This window comes from Pseudonocardia parietis (genome assembly GCF_017876315.1).
GTDB classification, from domain to species: Bacteria; Actinomycetota; Actinomycetes; order Mycobacteriales; family Pseudonocardiaceae; genus Pseudonocardia; species Pseudonocardia parietis.
Genome location: NZ_JAGINU010000001.1, coordinates 3,975,673 through 3,990,796, shown reverse-complemented (window position 1 = coordinate 3,990,796; position 15,124 = coordinate 3,975,673). Strand labels below are relative to the sequence as shown.

The following is a 15,124-nucleotide window of genomic DNA, read 5'->3' as shown; positions in this document are numbered from 1 at the left end:
GCGCCGGTCACACCTGCTGTCCGGCCCGGGTTGCCGGGCGCGGCCTGCGCCGGAGGATCGTCCGCACGCCGGCCAGGCCCAGTGCGACCGCGACGACGCACCACAACCCGACGGTGACCGGACCGGACACGAGGATCGACGGGTCCCCCTCGGACAGGGTCAGGGCGCGACGCAGCTGCTGTTCGGCCAGCGGGCCCAGGATCAGCCCCACGACGGCCGGCGCCACCGGCACACCGGCCTCGCGCATCACCAGTCCGAGCAGCCCGATCGCGCACAGGACCAGCAGGTCGGCCGTCGTTCCCCCGGCGGCGAAGGCACCGAGGGCGGCGAACACCACCACACCGGCATAGATCCCGTACGCCGGGATCGTGAGCACCCGAGCCCACAGCCGGACCAGCGGCAGGTTCAGCACCAGCAGCATGACGTTGCCGAGGTAGAGACTGGCGATCAGTGTCCACACCAGCGGCCCCGACTCGGAGAACAGCTGCGGACCGGGCTGCAGGCCGTAGGACTGGAAAGCGGTGAGGATCACCGCCGCGGTCGCCGAGGTCGGCAACCCGATCGTCAGCAATGGCACCAGCACTCCGGCCGCGGCCGCGTTGTTCGCCGCCTCCGGCCCCGCGACACCCTCGATCGCGCCCTTCCCGAACTCCTCGGGATGCCGGGTCAGCCGCTTCTCGAGGTTGTAGCTGAGGAACGTCGGGATCTCGGCCCCACCGGCCGGAAGGCTGCCGATCGGGAAGCCGAGCGCGGTGCCGCGCAACCATGCCGGCCACGACCGGCGCAGGTCGGCGCCCGACAGCACGGCCCGCTCCCGCAGCGGCTCCACCGTCGAGTGCCCGGTGCCCGTGAGCAGGTGGCTGAAGGTCTCCCCCAGCGCGAACAGCGCCACGACCACGATCACGACGTCGATGCCGTCGAGCAGCGAGTCGATGCCGAAGACCAGCCGTGGCTGTCCGCTCTGCGAGTCGAGCCCGACCAGTCCGACGGTGATGCCGATCAGCAGGCTCGCCGCCCCCTTGAGCAGGCTGGCGCCGAGCAACGCGCTGACCGTCACGAACGCGACCGCCATCAACGCGACGTACTCCGGCGGCCCGAACGAGGTGGCGAGGTCCGACACGACCGGTGCGAGGAACGTCAGTGCGATCGTGCCGACGGTGCCCGCGACGAAGCTGCCCAGCGCGGCGGTGGCGAGCGCCGCGGCGGCGCGTCCGGAGCGGGCCATCTTGTTGCCCTCCAGCGCAGAGATCACCGAAGCGCTCTCGCCGGGGGTGTTGAGCAGGATCGAGGTCGTCGAGCCGCCGTACATCCCGCCGTAGTAGATGCCGGCGAACAGGATGAGCGCACTGGTCGGCTCGAGCCGGAAGGTGACCGGCAGCAGCAGCGCCACCGTCAGGGCGGGGCCGATGCCGGGCAGCACGCCGACGGCCGTCCCGATCGTGACGCCGAGAAGTGCCCACAACAGGTTGGCCGGTGTGAGTGCGGCGGCGAACCCGTCGAGCAGGAGTCCGAGCTGGTCCATCTGGCTAGAACCCCCAGGGTCCGGCCGGGAGCGTGAGCCCGATCAGCCGGTCGAAGACGAGGAAGACGATCGCGGCGAGACCCCAGCCGTAGGCGATCGCACGTCCCACGGACGGCGCGCCCAGCAGCAGCGCGGTGATCGCGAACAACGCCGCGGACGACAGCACGAAGCCCAGCACCGGCAGCAGCACGGCGAACACGACCAGCACGAGCACCATCACGCCAACCCGCACGGCGCCGCCCGCCGGGCGTAGGGCGCCCTGCGGGGCACCGGCCAGGCGCAGGCCGGTCCGGATCGCGAGCACCGCCCCGACGACGCCGAGCAGTGCTCCCACCAGGATCGGTACCGCCGCCGGACCGAGGGCGTCGGAGGTGGTGGGCAGCCGGGCCGCGTCCACCAGGATCAGCACCGCCGCGACGACCATCACACCACCCAGTGCGGCCGACGCGATCAGCTCGCGGCGGTCCTCGAGACCCGCCGGGCCCCCGTCGGCGGCTGCTGTCCCGGTCCGGTCGTCCGCCTCGGTCCGGTCGTCGCTCACGACCCCACCCCCAGCTCGGTCAGTACCTGGGAGACCCGCGCCTGCTCGCTCTGCACGAACTCCTCGAACTCCGGGCCGGCGAGCAGGGCGTCGCCCCATCCGCGCCGAGCCAGGGCGTCCTGCCAGGCCGGGGTGCGGGCCATGGCGACCACGACGTCCTCCAGCGCGCGTTCCTCCTCGTCGGAGATCGCCGCGGGCGCGACGACACCGCGCCAGTTCTCCAGCTCGACGTCGACGCCTCCCTCGCCCAGCGTCGGAACGTCCGGCACCGCGGGCAGCCGCTGCGCGCTCGACACCGCCAGTGCGCGCACCGTGCCCGCCTCGATCTGCGGTTCGATCTCCGACAGCCCGGAGATCCCGATCGTCGCGCGACCGGACAGCAGGGTGGTCAGTGCCTCTCCCCCGCCGGAGTGCGCGACGTAGCTGACCTGTGCGGGGTCCTGGCCGACGGCCTCGGCCATCAGCCCGGCCAGGATCTGCTCGACGCCACCTGCCGAGCCACCCGCCATCGACACCGCGGACAGGTCGGCGCGCATCGCCGCGACCAGGTCGGCGGTCGAGCGCAGCGGGGACTCGGCCGGAACGACCACGGCCTGGTAGTCGGTCGTCAGCCGGGCCAGCGGGGTCGTGTCGTCGAGCGAGTGCTCGGAGCCGTTCGCCTCGACCGCTCCCAGCATGATCAGTCCCGTGGTCATGAGCTGGGTCGGGTCGTCGCCGAACCGGACGAACTGGCTCAGCCCGATGGTTCCGCCTGCGCCCGCGACGTTGTAGACCTCGGTCCGCCCGGTCAGGTCCCGCAGCGCCGCCTGCATCTCGCGCGAGGTCTGGTCCCATCCACCGCCGGGCGCGGCCGGAGCCATCAGCCGCATCTGGCCACCGGCGAGCACGTCGTGCGTGGCCGATCCGGTCCGCTCGGACGGCGCGGTCGACACCACCAGGAGAGTGGCCAGCACGGCCACCGTCCAGGGGACCCAGCTCCCCGGCGCAGGCCGCCGTTGTCGGGTTCTCGACGAGCCTCGTCGCTCCATCACGCCTCCAGCCGGTTCCGGTGACGGCCTTCACCGCCGCCCCGATGGATACAACGGTATACACTCGTATCCACTCGGTACAAGGGAGGCATCGATGGACGAACGATTCGACGTCGTGGTGGTCGGCGGAGGCAACGCGGGGTTCAGCGCGGCACATGCCGCCGCCGAGCGGGGGCGCCGGGTGCTGCTGCTGGAGAAGGGAGACCGCGGTCAGGACGGCGGCAACAGCTACTACACCGCCGGGGCGGTCCGGATCGCGCACGACGGCCTCGACTCGATCGCCGATCTGCTCGACCCGGACGACCGGCACCCGATCAGCGATCTACCGCCCTACCCCGAGGAGGCCTTCCACGCCGACATGGCGAAGGTGACCTCCGGGCGCAACGATCCGGAGCTGACCGAGGTCCTGGTGGCGCAGAGCCAGGGCGCCATCCGGTGGCTGCACGGCAAGGGCCTGCGTTACCGGCTGATGTACGAGCGCCAGGCCTATCCCGACGCCGAGGGCAGGCAGGTGTTCTGGGGCGGGCTCGCCGTCGGCAACACCGGCGGCGGGAAGGGCCTGATCACCGACCACGCCTCGGCAGCCGAGCGGGCCGGGATCACCGTCCGCCACGGCGTCCGTGCCCGGGACCTGGTTCGCGACGGCGACCGGGTGACCGGTGTGACCTGGACCGGCACCGACGGCGGTTCGGGCACCGTCACCGCGGAGTCGGTGGTGCTGGCCGCAGGCGGTTTCGAGGCGGACGCCGACATGCGCCGCGAGCACCTGGGCCCGGGCTGGGAGCAGGCGAAGGTGCGCGGTACCCCGCTGAACACCGGGGACATGCTCACGGCCGCGATCGCCGCGGGCGCCGACGTCCACGGCGACTGGGGCACGTGCCACAGCGTCGCCTGGGACGCGTGGTTCGCGGACAACGAGAGCAACCGCGAGCTCACCAACCAGCTCACCCGCGGCGGCTACCCGCTCGGGATCATCGTCAACGCCCACGGCCGGCGGTTCGTCGACGAGGGCGCCGACTTCCGCAACTACACCTACGCCCGGTACGGCGCCTCGATCCTCGCCCAGCCGGGCGGCGTCGCGTTCCAGATCTTCGACGCCCGCACCCGATCCAGCCTGCGCGCCGAGGAGTACGACATGGCGGGCGTCTCGGTCGTCTCCGCCGGATCGCTCGAGGAGCTGGCCGCCGGCATCGGGGTGGATCCGGAGGCGCTGGCCGGCACCGTGAAGGAGTTCAACGCCGCGATCGACGAGTCCGTCCCGCTGGACATCGCGGTGAAGGACGGCCGCGCGGCGCGGGTCGAGCCGCCGAAGTCGAACTGGGCGATCCCGCTGGAGCAGCCGCCGTACTACGCCTTCCCGGTCACCTGCGGGATCACCTTCACCTTCGGTGGGCTCCGTGCCGACACCCACGGCCGGGTACTCGGTACGGACGGCGCGCCGATCGACGGGCTGTTCGTCTGCGGGGAGATGCTCGGGGGGCTGTTCAGCGGGAACTACCCCGGCGGGACCGGACTGACCTCGGGGGCGGTGTTCGGGCGGCGGGCTGGGACACTGGCCTGAGTACCGACGGGCGCCACGATGGGAGCTGGGCAGCGATGACCGCGAACGGGGCGCGGCCCGACGGCACCACGGTGTACTCGGGCCTGCGGGCGGACATCGTCGCCGGCGAGCTCCCCCCTGGTACCCCGCTGCGCGAGACCGCTCTGGCCGAGCGGTTCGGCGTCTCCCGCACTCCGGTGCGGGAGGCGTTGCGGCGCCTGGAGCAGGACCGGTTGCTGGTCCCCGGGGTGCGCGGACTGGAGGTCCGGCGGGTCGACCCGGAGGAGGTCGTGCAGATCTACGACATGCGGATCATGCTCGAGGCCGAAGCCGCCCGCCAGGCCGCGGCCGGGCACCGCACCTCCGACCTGCTGCGCCTGGAAGGTCTGCTGGCCCGCGACCGGGAGCTCGTGGAGCCCGACGACGCGGCCCGGATCCGGACCAATCTGGAGTTCCACGCGATGCTGTGGCAGGCCACGCACAACCCCGTGCTGATCGACCTGCTCGAGCGACTCAGCGTGCACCTGGTGCACGCGCCGCGCTCGACGCTCTCGGTGGGCGGGCGCTGGAACGAGGCCCTCGGCGAGCACGCCGATCTGTTGCGGGCGGTGCGGGACCGGGATGCCGACCGGGCCGCCGGGATCGCTGCGGCGCACATGAACACCGCCCGGTCTCTCCGGTTGAACCTGCTGCGTGAGGCAGCCGGCCGCGCCTGATCCGCACGGTCGGCGCAGCCGCTCCGGTGGCGATCGGGCCGGGTCTGATGGTCGGGCCGGCCGGGCCGGGCCGGGCCGGATGATCGGACTGCGGTCGGGGGAGGTCCTGGCGCGGCGGCGTCGGGTGCCGGCGGACGCGGTCGCTGCCGGGTGGACGCCGATCGGCGCTCGATCTCGCCGACCAGGCGTCGTGCCGCTCGCCGTCGCCGGCGCGTGGGCCTGCGGACCTGCGGGCACCGTCCATCTACTGGAGCGTTCCTGAGGCTGCCGGCGCGCCGCGCCGTCGAGGACGGGGAAGACGTCGCTCTGACGCCATCCGCGTTGTTGACGGATCGCTTCGTCGCACACCCCGAAGCTCGGGCGCGCGCGACGACGCACGTGTGAGTGACCGCAGCAGCAGCCGGCGACCCGTTCCACACGCCGAAAGACCCCCTCGTCCGGTTCGCCGCCGAGCGATGGACCGAAACTGTCGGGGGTCGACGGTATGTTCGATTCATGGTGGTCGGGCAGGTGATTCCAGAAGGGCTGGCGGCGCTGTCGCCCGGCCCCGAGCTGGCCACCACACTCGCCGGCCTCGACCTTGACCGGGTGCCCAACGACGACATCGGTGACGTCCTGGTCGCCCAGTCCCGCCAGCTCGCCCACGAGCAGGCCCGGATGTTCGCCACGATGGCCGAGGTCGTGTGCCGGCGCCCGTTCGCCGGGCCCCTGGAGGTCCGCCGCGCCGACACCCCCGAGCTCTACGGCGCCGACGAGGTCCGCGCCGCCCTGGCCTGGACCCGACGCGCCGCAGAGTCGGAGACCGATTTAGCGTTCGTGCTGGTGCACGCGTTGCCGCAGGTGCAGGCGGCGTTGTCGCAGGGCCACATCGACCGCGGCAAGGCCCGGGTCTTCGCCCAGCACCTGGGCGACCTACCCGCCGACCAGATCGCCGCAGTCTGCGCTGCGGTCCTGCCCCACGCACCCCGGCTGACCACCGGCCAGATCGCCGAGCGGATCAAGCGCCTGGTCCTGGAGCTGGACCCGGCCTACTACGAACGCCGCTACCGCAAGGCGATCCGGGACCGCCAGGTGGTGGCCTACCTGTGCGCCGACGGCACCGCGGTGCTCTCGGCGAGCGGTCTCCCGGCCGACGAGGCCGCCGCCGCCTGGGAACGCCTCGACGCCCTGGCCCGCGCCGCCCGCCACGACGGGCACCCCGGCACCCTGGACCAGGTCCGGGCCGACCTCGTACTGGGCCTGCTCGACGGATCACTGCACGGGCTGAACCGCGCCGAGATCCTGCAGGCGCTACTGGAGCGCTTCGCCGGCCACGCCGATCCCGGCACGACCGTGAGCGACACCGAGTCCGGTGAAGCCGGCGCCGGAACTCCCGGGTCCGGCACCCCCGGGTCCGGTACTCCTGACTCCGGTACCCCCGGGTCCGGTGATGCCGGGTCCGGTGATGCCGGGTCCGGTCGAGCGGGTGCTGCGTCCGACCGGCCCGCTACCGGCCCGCCCAGTTCCGGTCCCGACTCCGGCAGGCTCGAGCCCGGGAAGCCCGAGCCCGAGGCAGGATCCGAGGCCGGGTCCGGGTCCGGGTCCGGGTCCGGGTCCGGGTCCGGGTCCGAGGCCGAGGCCGAGTTCAGCGCGACCACGGTGAGTGCCTCCGGCGCCGCCGCATCCGGCGACCCCGCGTCCAACGAGGCCGAGCCGAGCGAACCCACGTCCGGCGCGTCCGGGTCCGACGAGCCAGAACCCGAGGAGCCTGAGTCCGACGAGTCCGACGAGTCCGACGAGTCCGGCTCCGGCGAGCCCGAGGAACCTGGGTCCGGCGGGCCCGGACCGGATGACTCCGGGCCCGATGAACCCGGCCCCGGCCCCGGCTCTGCCCCCGGCCCGGGCGACCCCGAGCCCGATGGACCGGACACGGGTGGTTCGCCGGCAGGTGGCCGCGAACTCGATACCCGCGCTACCTGCGAGGACACCCGCGGCGGTAATGCGGATAGCGGCGCCGCCGTGACGGGTGCACCCGCCCGAGCCGAGCAGGACACGTCGAAGCGACCCACTCCGGAACAGGACGAACAGCGTGACCACCGCCCGGCACCCAGCACGGCGACAACGAGCCCGAGCAGCAGCCTCGGCGTGGAGGTCCGGGTCCCGCTCAGCACCCTACTCGGCCTCGACGACCGCGCCGCCGAACTACCCGGCTGGGGCCCGATCCCCGCCCACACTGCCCGCCGCATCGTCGCCCGCCAACGCCGCGCCCAATGGCGCTGGGTCATCGTCGACGACCACGGACACCTCCTGGCCGAAGGCCTCACCCGCCACCGACCCACACCCCGCGACCCCACCGGACCGCCCGGCGGGATCGTCGAACTCCATATCCCCGAAACCCAGCTCGCCACCCTGACCGCTACCGCGGCACAGCACGGCCGCTGGACCGGGGTGATCACCGACATCGCCGCCCGCTACGAACAACACCGCCAACAGACCGAACCCTGGACCGAACTCGACGCCGACCCCACCGCCCGATTCCCGTCCGCGCCGCTACGCCGCCACACCGAGGTCCGCGACCGCACCTGCGTCCACCCCGGATGCCGCACCTCGGCCCGACGCTGCGACCAGGACCACACACTCGATCACAGTCACGGCGGCACCACCACCCACGACGACCTGGCACCACTGTGTCGCCACCACCACATGCTCAAAACCAAGGGCGGATGGCGCCTCGAACAGCCCGAACCCGGCCACTTCATCTGGACCAGCCCACTCGGGCGGCACTACCCCGTCGAGCCCGAACCGATCCTGCCGCCCCCGACCCGGCCGGTCCACCGCGACCCCGAACCCTGGTTCGACCACCCCGCCTACGACATCGACCACGAACAACCCGACCTGCGCCGACACGACCGCGCCCCACCAGGCGAGGACCACGCACCCGACGCCCCCGCGCCCGGCGACACCACGCCCCGCGGCGGCGAAGCACGGGACGAGCCACCGCCGTTCTGATCTCCGGCCGGACGCCACTGGTCCATCCATGACCAAGACCGACCGCGGTAGGCCGGCGGAGTTACTGGGCCGGCGGAGTTACTGGGCCGGCGGAGTTGCTGGGCCGGCGGAGTGCGGTGCTACACCGTCACGCCCTCCCGGCCCCGGGTGAAGGCGGCCGGAGACCCCGGGGAGCAACGCACTGGTCGCCCCGGCCTGTCCGACCGCATACCGCTGTCCGAGGAGTCACCGTGCCCCACGCCGATCCACGCGCACCGCCCAGCCGGGAAATCGACGACACATCACCCTGGCGCCACGCCGCCCCTTCATCCCCACGACGAGCTCGATCGCGCTCCGTGATGGTGGTAACCCTCAACGCCCCGACCTGCCCTGATCCACCACGCGGTATGCGTGGCCGCTGGCCGGGGCTACCCGAGCCGGCACCACGCCTCCCGGCCCCGGGTGAAGGAGGCCGGAGACCGCGACGGGCTATCCGACGCGCGCGATCCGTCCCGCCGGCGGCTCCGGCACCGTGCCCGGGTGCAACGCCGACGCGATCGCCTCGACACCGTCGACCAGCCGCGGACCGGCACGCACCACGAAGGAGGCCGAGTCGATCGCGTGCACCGGAACTCCCGCCGGCAGCCGGTCGAGTACGGCGCGGGCCTGCGTCACCGCGTCGTCCAGGCCGAACCCGCAGGGCGCGACCAGGACGGCGTCACATTCGGGAAGTGTGTCCCAGTCCGCGGTGACGCTCCGCCCACCCGGCGTCGCGGCGACCGCGGTTCCGCCGGCGGCGGTGACGAGATCGGGCACCCAGTGCCCGGGCAGGAACGGCGGGTCGGTCCACTCCAGGACCAGCACCCGCGGCCGCCGGTACCCGCGGACGGCCGCGGCGACGGCGTCCAACCGATCGGAGAGACCCGCCACCAGCTCGGCCGCCGCGCCCGGAACACCGGCCGCCGCACCGACATCGGTGATCATCTGCAGGACGTCCGGGAGCCGGTGCGGGTTCAGCGACAGCACCTCGGCGCGGGTGCCGATCGTCTCCTGCGCCTCGGCGATCGTCGCCCCGGGCAGGGCGCAGACCGCACACAGATCCTGGGTGAGGATGAGATCGGGATCGGCGCCCGCGAGCGTCGCCCGGTCGACCTCGTACATCGCCAGCCCGGCCGCGGCCCGTTCGCGGACGATCGCATCAATCTCGGCCGGGGTCGCACCGGCCGCCAGAGCGGTGTCCACCACCACCGGCACCCGGTCCCGGATACCGGGCGGGTCGTCACACTCGAAGGTCACCCCGACCAACCGGTCGGCGAGGCCGAGCCGTCCGGCGATCTCGGTCCCGGCGGGCAGCAACGATGCGATGCGCACAACCGTAGAGCGTAGGTGCTGCGACCACGCCCACCGATGCGGCAGGCTGGGCGCCGATCGATCCGCCACGGAAGGAACCCTGCATGTCCGTGCACGAGCGCGCCGGGACCCCGGCCCGCCCCGAGGACCTCGTCGACGTGCCCGCGCTGCTCGCGGCCTACTCCGACGTCCACCCCGACCCGAAGGTCGACGTCCAGCGGGTCGCGTTCGGCACCTCCGGTCACCGCGGTTCGGCGCTGCTCGCCACGTTCAACGACGACCACATCGCCGCCACCAGCCAGGCGATCGTCGAGTACCGGGCCGCGCAGGGCACCGACGGCCCGCTGTTCCTCGGCCGGGACTCGCACGCGCTCTCCGAGCCGGCCTGGCGCACCGCGGCCGAGGTGTTCGCCGCCAACGGCGTCGAGCTCGTCATCGACTCGCGGGACGGTCTGACCCCGACCCCGGCGATCTCGCACGCCATCCTGGTCACCAACGCCGGCCGCACCGGGCACCTGGCCGACGGCGTCGTCGTCACCCCCTCGCACAACCCCCCGGCCGACGGCGGCTTCAAGTACAACCCGCCGGACGGCGGCCCGGCCGGCACCGGGTCCACGTCGTGGATCGCGAACCGGGCCAACGAGCTGCTGGAGGCCGGGCTGTCCGGGGTCCGGCGAACGGCATCGTTCGAGGCAGGTCGCTACGACTACCTCGGCGAGTACGTCGCACAGCTCGGCCAGGTCCTCGACATGGACGCGATCCGCGACGCCGGGGTCACCATCGGCGCGGACCCGCTCGGCGGGGCGTCGGTCGACTACTGGGGTGTGATCGCCGAGCGCTACGGCCTCGACCTGACCGTCGTGAACCCGGCCGTGGACCCGGCGTTCGGGTTCATGACGCTCGACTGGGACGGCAAGATCCGGATGGACTGCTCCTCCCCGCACGCGATGGCATCGCTGCGTGAACGGATGAGCGCCGTGCCGGCGCCCTTCGTCATCGCGACCGGCAACGACGCCGACGCCGACCGGCACGGCATCGTCACCGCCGACGGCGGGCTGATGAACCCGAACCACTACCTCGCCGTCGCCATCGGCTACCTCTACGCCCACCGCCCCGGCTGGTCACCGACCGCGGGGATCGGCAAGACCGCCGTCAGCTCGTCGATGATCGACCGGGTGGCCGCCGACCTCGGTCGGACGCTGGTCGAGGTGCCCGTCGGATTCAAGTGGTTCGTGCCCGGCCTGCGGTCCGGTGACATCGCGTTCGGCGGCGAGGAGAGCGCCGGGGCGTCGTTCCTGCGCCGCGACGGCACGCCGTGGACCACCGACAAGGACGGTCTGCTGCTCGCGCTGCTGGCCTCGGAGATCACCGCCGTCACCGGCAGGACACCCACCGAGCACTACGCCGACCTCACGGCCCGGTTCGGCACACCGGCCTACGCCCGTACCGACGTCGCCTGCTCGCGCGAGGACAAGGCGGCGCTGTCCGGGCTCGACGCCGGCTCGGTCACCGCCACCGAGCTGGCGGGCGACCCGATCACCGCGCGGCTGACCCGGGCGCCCGGCAACGACGCCGCCATCGGCGGGTTGAAGGTCGTCACCGAGGCCGGATGGTTCGCCGCGCGGCCCTCGGGCACCGAGGACGTCTACAAGGTCTACGCGGAGAGCTTCCGCGGTGCCGAGCACCTCGCGCTGCTCCAGTCGGAGGCACGCGACGTGGTCGCCGCCGCACTCGGTTCCTGACAGGATCGATCCCGTGAAGCACGAACGCGGTTTCGGCATCGACATCGGCGGGTCCGGGATCAAGGGGGCACCGGTCGACCTGACGACGGGCACGCTGGCCGCGGAACGGGTCCGGATCCCGACCCCGCAGCCGTCGACACCCGAGGCGGTCGCGGAGACCGTCGGGCAGATCCTCGACACGTTCGGCTGGAAGAGCTCCTTCGGCTGCACCTTCCCGGCCGTCGTCCAGCACGGGGTGACCCGCACCGCGGCGAACGTCGACCCCGCCTGGGTCGACTGCGACGCCGCCACCGTGCTGCGCAAGGTCACCGGGCGGGACGGGCTGCTGGTCAACGACGCGGACGCCGCCGGGGTCGCCGAGGTCGCGTTCGGCGCGGCCGGGTCGCGGGCCGGGGTCGTGCTGCTCGCGACGCTGGGCACCGGGATCGGGAGCGCGCTGATCGTCGACGGGCACCTGGTACCGAACACCGAGTTCGGTCACCTCGAGATCGACGGCCACGACGCCGAGACCCGAGCCGCGGACTCCGCCCGCGACCGCGACGACCTCGACTGGGAACAGTGGGGCGAGCGGCTGACCCGCTACTTCACCCATGTCGAGAACCTGCTGTGGCCGGATCTGATCGTCGTCGGCGGCGGGGTCAGCAAGAAGTTCGACAAGTGGTCCCCGTACGTGCGGACCCGGACGCCGATGGTCCCGGCGAAGCTGCTCAACGAGGCGGGGATCATCGGCGCCGCGCTGCTCGCGCACGGCTGACGTGACCGTCGCGGTGACCGGCATCCGGCTGCTGCCGCTCTGGATGCTGGTCGCCTTCCTGGTCACCTTCGTCGCGACCCGGTTGATCACCCGGGCGATCCGGCTGGGTCGCGGGCCGTTCCGCGACACCAGCATCGGCGGGGTGCACGTCCACCACCAGGTGTACGGGATCTTCCTGCTGCTCGTCGCCGGGGCGGCCGAGTTCACCTGGCGGCCGGGCCCGCCGGTCGACGCCGTGCTCGCCGTCCTGTTCGGCATCGGCGCGGCGCTGACCCTCGACGAGTTCGCGCTGTGGCTGCGCCTCGACGACGTCTACTGGACCGCCGAGGGACGGCGGTCGGTCGACGCCGTGCTGGTCGCCGCCGTGCTCGGGGTGGCGCTGGCGCTCGGGGCCGACCCGATCGGTGACGACCCGGGCTCCCCGTCCTGGGTGGTCGCCGGCACGGTCGGCTCCGGACTGGCCGTCGCCGTGGTGGCGATCCTCAAGGGACGGACGGCGCTCGGGCTGATCGGGGTGCTGCTACCGGTGATCGCGCTGGTCGGGGCACTGCGCCTGGCCCGGCCGGACTCGTTCTGGGCCCGCCGGTTCTACCCTGCCGGCTCGCGGCGGGCACGCCGGTCGCAGCGCCGGTTCCCGCCCGGCCACCGGACCTGCTGGGACCGGCTGGTCGACCTGATCGCGGTCGTCCCGGCGCCCTCGGCGACGAACGAGGGCACCGGCGGCGACCGCACGGTCCCGCCTGCGGACCCCGGGCGGTCAGCCGGTCAGGACACCGCCGGCCCGTAGGTCATCCGGACGACACCGTTCTCGTACGCCTCGGTCCCGACCAGGCGCAGCGGGATCCGCTGCCCGTCGGTGAACAGCTTCAGGCCCGCACCCAGCGCGATCGGGTAGACGAACAGGTTGAGCGTGTCGACCAGGCCGTCGGCCAGCAGCGCACGTACCAGCGTCACGCTCCCGCTGACGTAGATGCCGCCGTCGACCGAGTCCTTGAGGTCCTGGATCCGCTTCGGGTCGTACGGCCCGAGGACGGTCGAGTTCTCCCACTCCAGCGGGTCGTCCAGAGTGGACGTCACGACGTGCTTGGGCGCGCCGTTGAAGAACGCGCCGCCGGACTCGACGTCGTGCCCGCGCGCCGACCACGCCGGGTAGAACCCCTCGTAGGTGGTGCGGCCCAGCAGGATCGCCTGGTCGCAGAGCGCGCCGATGGCCGCGCCCATCGCGTCGGTGAAGCCGTACTCGGCGGTCCACGAGGGCTCCTCGACCACTCCGTCGAGGCTGATGAACTCGTGCACGTCGATCGTTCCCACGCCTGGCTCCTCTGATCGGGATACGCAATCTACGACAGGAACGACCGGCGGCGGCCGCGGAAGTCATCGATCCGGGCGTCGGCGTCCGGTCGGGGTCGGTCGCCCGACCGATTCCGCGGCACCCGGTGACCGGCCGATACTTCCCGCATCCGACCGCCGGACCTGCGAGGAGTCGACGATGACCGACGAGATCACCTGGCGTTCCGCCACCGACCTGGCCCGTGCGGTACGGGCCGGCGAGCTCTCCCCCGACGAGGTCGCCACGGCCGCCGTGGACCGGGTCGAGCAGGTCAACCCCGGGCTGAACGCGATCGTCGCGTTCGACCGGGAACAGGTCCTGCGCGACGCCCGCGAGCTGACCGCCGCCGTGTCCCGCGGTGACGAGCTCGGCCCGCTGCACGGGGTGCCGTTCACGATCAAGGACCTGACCGCGGTCGCCGGACTGCCCACGACGTTCGGGATGGTCCCGCTCAAGGACAACATCGCCGACACCGACGCCGTGGTCGTGCGCAGGCTCCGCGAGGCGGGCGGGCTGTTCCTGGGCAAGACCAACACCCCGGAGAGCGGGTACTACGGCGGCACGGACAACCACCTGTTCGGCCCCACCCACAACCCGTGGAAGCGCGGCCACACCGCGGGCGGCTCCAGCGGTGGCGCCGCCGCGGCCGTCGCCGCCGGGCTCGGTCCGCTGGCCGAGGGCAGTGACGGCGCCGGTTCGGTCCGCATCCCGGCCGCGCTGTGCGGCGTGGTCGGGCTGAAGCCGACCACCGGCGTGATCCCCCAGACGATCCTCGCCGGCCGGTACTACACCTGGGCCTACCACGGCCCGATCACCCGCACCGTCGCCGACAACGCGCTCATGCTCGACGTGCTCGCGGGCCCGGACACGGCCGACCCGCTGACGATCGAGCGCCCGGAACGCTCCTACACCGAGGCCGTCCGGGGCGACATCCGCGGGCTGCGGGTCGCGTTCTCCCCCGACCTCGGTCTCGGCTGTCACGTCGACCCGGAGGTTCTCGCGGTCTGCCGCGAGGTCCTGCCCGTGCTGGAGCACCTCGGCGCCACCGTCACCGAGGCCACCCCGGGCTGGGGCGCCGTCTCCGAGGCGATGTGGCACGGCATCTGGGTGCCCGGGTTCGCCTCCGAGCACGACCTGCTCGACTGGGAGTCGCTGCACGGGGAGGTCGACGAGAACCTGATCGAGCTGATGCGCGAGGGCGAGCGACTGACCGGGGTGGACGTGGGCCGCGCCGAGGTCACCCGGGGCGCGATGTGGGACACCTGGACCCGCTTCATGGACGACTACGACGTCCTCGTCTCCCCGACCCTGTGCAGCGCATCGTTCGAGCTGGAGCGCTTCGCCCCCGAGTGGCTCGACGGGACCTCGCTGCGCGAGCAGCTGCTCGACTGGCTGCTCACCTACCCCTACAACATGCTGAACAACCCGGCCGTCACGCTGCCTGCGGGCTTCACCGCGGACGGTCGCCCGGTCGGTCTGCAGGTCGCGGCCCGGCACCGGCAGGACGCGCTGGTGCTGCGGGTGGCCGGCTGTGTGGAGCAGGCCCGGCCGTGGGCCGACCGGCGACCCTCCCTCTGAACACCTCTGCCGTGGTGCAATGCCGGGGAGCGATCCCCGGCGACGCAGGCGGTGGG

The 15,124-nt window shown here is 72.9% G+C and carries 12 protein-coding genes; 7 read left to right on the top strand and 5 right to left on the bottom strand.

The window, feature by feature from the left end; translation table 11 throughout:
- Window positions 1-7: 7 nt before the first annotated feature.
- Genes JOF36_RS18900 through JOF36_RS18890 form a run of 3 tightly spaced genes read right to left on the bottom strand, consistent with a single transcriptional unit; the run spans window position 8 to window position 3,016 of the window.
- The gene (locus tag JOF36_RS18900; RefSeq protein ID WP_210028384.1) at window positions 8-1,522 is read right to left on the bottom strand and encodes a tripartite tricarboxylate transporter permease; all 1,515 of its coding nucleotides are present in this window, start codon (window positions 1,520-1,522) and stop codon (window positions 8-10) included.
- Window positions 1,523-1,526: 4 nt separating this feature from the next.
- A complete protein-coding gene (locus JOF36_RS18895) occupies window positions 1,527-2,063 on the bottom strand; it encodes a tripartite tricarboxylate transporter TctB family protein (protein ID WP_210028383.1) in 537 nt (178 codons plus the stop codon).
- Window positions 2,060-3,016, bottom strand: coding sequence for a Bug family tripartite tricarboxylate transporter substrate binding protein (locus JOF36_RS18890; RefSeq protein ID WP_210028379.1), 957 nt, complete (start codon window positions 3,014-3,016; stop codon window positions 2,060-2,062). The genes JOF36_RS18895 and JOF36_RS18890 overlap by 4 nt, the downstream gene beginning before the upstream one ends.
- 169 nt (window positions 3,017-3,185) lie before the next feature.
- Here JOF36_RS18890 and tcuA point away from each other — a divergent pair, with 169 nt between their 5' ends.
- From tcuA to JOF36_RS18875, 3 genes are all read left to right on the top strand, one after another.
- Window positions 3,186-4,652 (top strand): FAD-dependent tricarballylate dehydrogenase TcuA, encoded by a 1,467-nt coding sequence (gene tcuA, locus JOF36_RS18885; protein WP_210028373.1) that lies wholly within the window; start codon window positions 3,186-3,188, stop codon window positions 4,650-4,652.
- A gap of 35 nt (window positions 4,653-4,687) precedes the next feature.
- A complete protein-coding gene (locus JOF36_RS18880; protein ID WP_210028367.1) occupies window positions 4,688-5,347 on the top strand; it encodes a GntR family transcriptional regulator in 660 nt (219 codons plus the stop codon).
- A gap of 495 nt (window positions 5,348-5,842) precedes the next feature.
- A complete protein-coding gene (locus JOF36_RS18875) occupies window positions 5,843-8,335 on the top strand; it encodes an HNH endonuclease signature motif containing protein (RefSeq protein ID WP_210028364.1) in 2,493 nt (830 codons plus the stop codon).
- A 468-nt stretch (window positions 8,336-8,803) separates the two neighbouring features.
- Here the strand turns inward: JOF36_RS18875 and JOF36_RS18870 are convergent, their stop codons facing one another.
- Window positions 8,804-9,685: an ABC transporter substrate-binding protein gene (locus tag JOF36_RS18870; RefSeq protein WP_210028362.1), complete on the bottom strand. Its 882-nt coding sequence runs from the start codon at window positions 9,683-9,685 to the stop codon at window positions 8,804-8,806.
- 83 nt (window positions 9,686-9,768) lie between these two features.
- Here JOF36_RS18870 and pgm point away from each other — a divergent pair, with 83 nt between their 5' ends.
- From pgm to JOF36_RS18855, 3 genes are read left to right on the top strand one after another with little or no spacing between them, the layout of a single operon-like run.
- On the top strand, window positions 9,769-11,406 hold the full coding sequence (gene pgm, locus JOF36_RS18865; protein WP_210028360.1) for a phosphoglucomutase (alpha-D-glucose-1,6-bisphosphate-dependent): 1,638 nt from the start codon (window positions 9,769-9,771) through the stop codon (window positions 11,404-11,406).
- A 13-nt stretch (window positions 11,407-11,419) separates the two neighbouring features.
- Window positions 11,420-12,160, top strand: coding sequence for a polyphosphate--glucose phosphotransferase (gene ppgK / locus JOF36_RS18860; protein ID WP_210028354.1), 741 nt, complete (start codon window positions 11,420-11,422; stop codon window positions 12,158-12,160).
- A 1-nt stretch (window position 12,161) separates the two neighbouring features.
- Complete coding sequence (locus JOF36_RS18855; RefSeq protein ID WP_210028351.1) at window positions 12,162-12,947, top strand: hypothetical protein; 786 nt, start codon at window positions 12,162-12,164, stop codon at window positions 12,945-12,947.
- Here the strand turns inward: JOF36_RS18855 and JOF36_RS18850 are convergent.
- Window positions 12,926-13,471 carry a dihydrofolate reductase family protein gene (locus JOF36_RS18850; protein ID WP_210028345.1) on the bottom strand — a complete coding sequence of 182 codons (546 nt, stop codon included), beginning with the start codon at window positions 13,469-13,471 and terminating at the stop codon, window positions 12,926-12,928. The genes JOF36_RS18855 and JOF36_RS18850 overlap by 22 nt on opposite strands.
- A 178-nt stretch (window positions 13,472-13,649) precedes the next feature.
- Here JOF36_RS18850 and JOF36_RS18845 point away from each other — a divergent pair, with 178 nt between their 5' ends.
- A complete protein-coding gene (locus JOF36_RS18845; RefSeq protein WP_210028341.1) occupies window positions 13,650-15,068 on the top strand; it encodes an amidase in 1,419 nt (472 codons plus the stop codon).
- The last annotated feature ends 56 nt before the right edge of the window (window positions 15,069-15,124 follow it).

Bases quoted from the DNA above. Each gene is read 5' to 3' on its own strand.
- JOF36_RS18900 (WP_210028384.1), bottom strand. From the start codon at position 1,522: ATGGACCAGCTCGGACTCCTGCTCGACGGGTTCGCCGCCGCACTCACA.
- tcuA (WP_210028373.1), top strand. From the start codon at position 3,186: ATGGACGAACGATTCGACGTCGTGGTGGTCGGCGGAGGCAACGCGGGG.
- JOF36_RS18880 (WP_210028367.1), top strand. From the start codon at position 4,688: ATGACCGCGAACGGGGCGCGGCCCGACGGCACCACGGTGTACTCGGGC.
- JOF36_RS18875 (WP_210028364.1), top strand. From the start codon at position 5,843: ATGGTGGTCGGGCAGGTGATTCCAGAAGGGCTGGCGGCGCTGTCGCCC.
- pgm (WP_210028360.1), top strand. From the start codon at position 9,769: ATGTCCGTGCACGAGCGCGCCGGGACCCCGGCCCGCCCCGAGGACCTC.
- JOF36_RS18845 (WP_210028341.1), top strand. From the start codon at position 13,650: ATGACCGACGAGATCACCTGGCGTTCCGCCACCGACCTGGCCCGTGCG.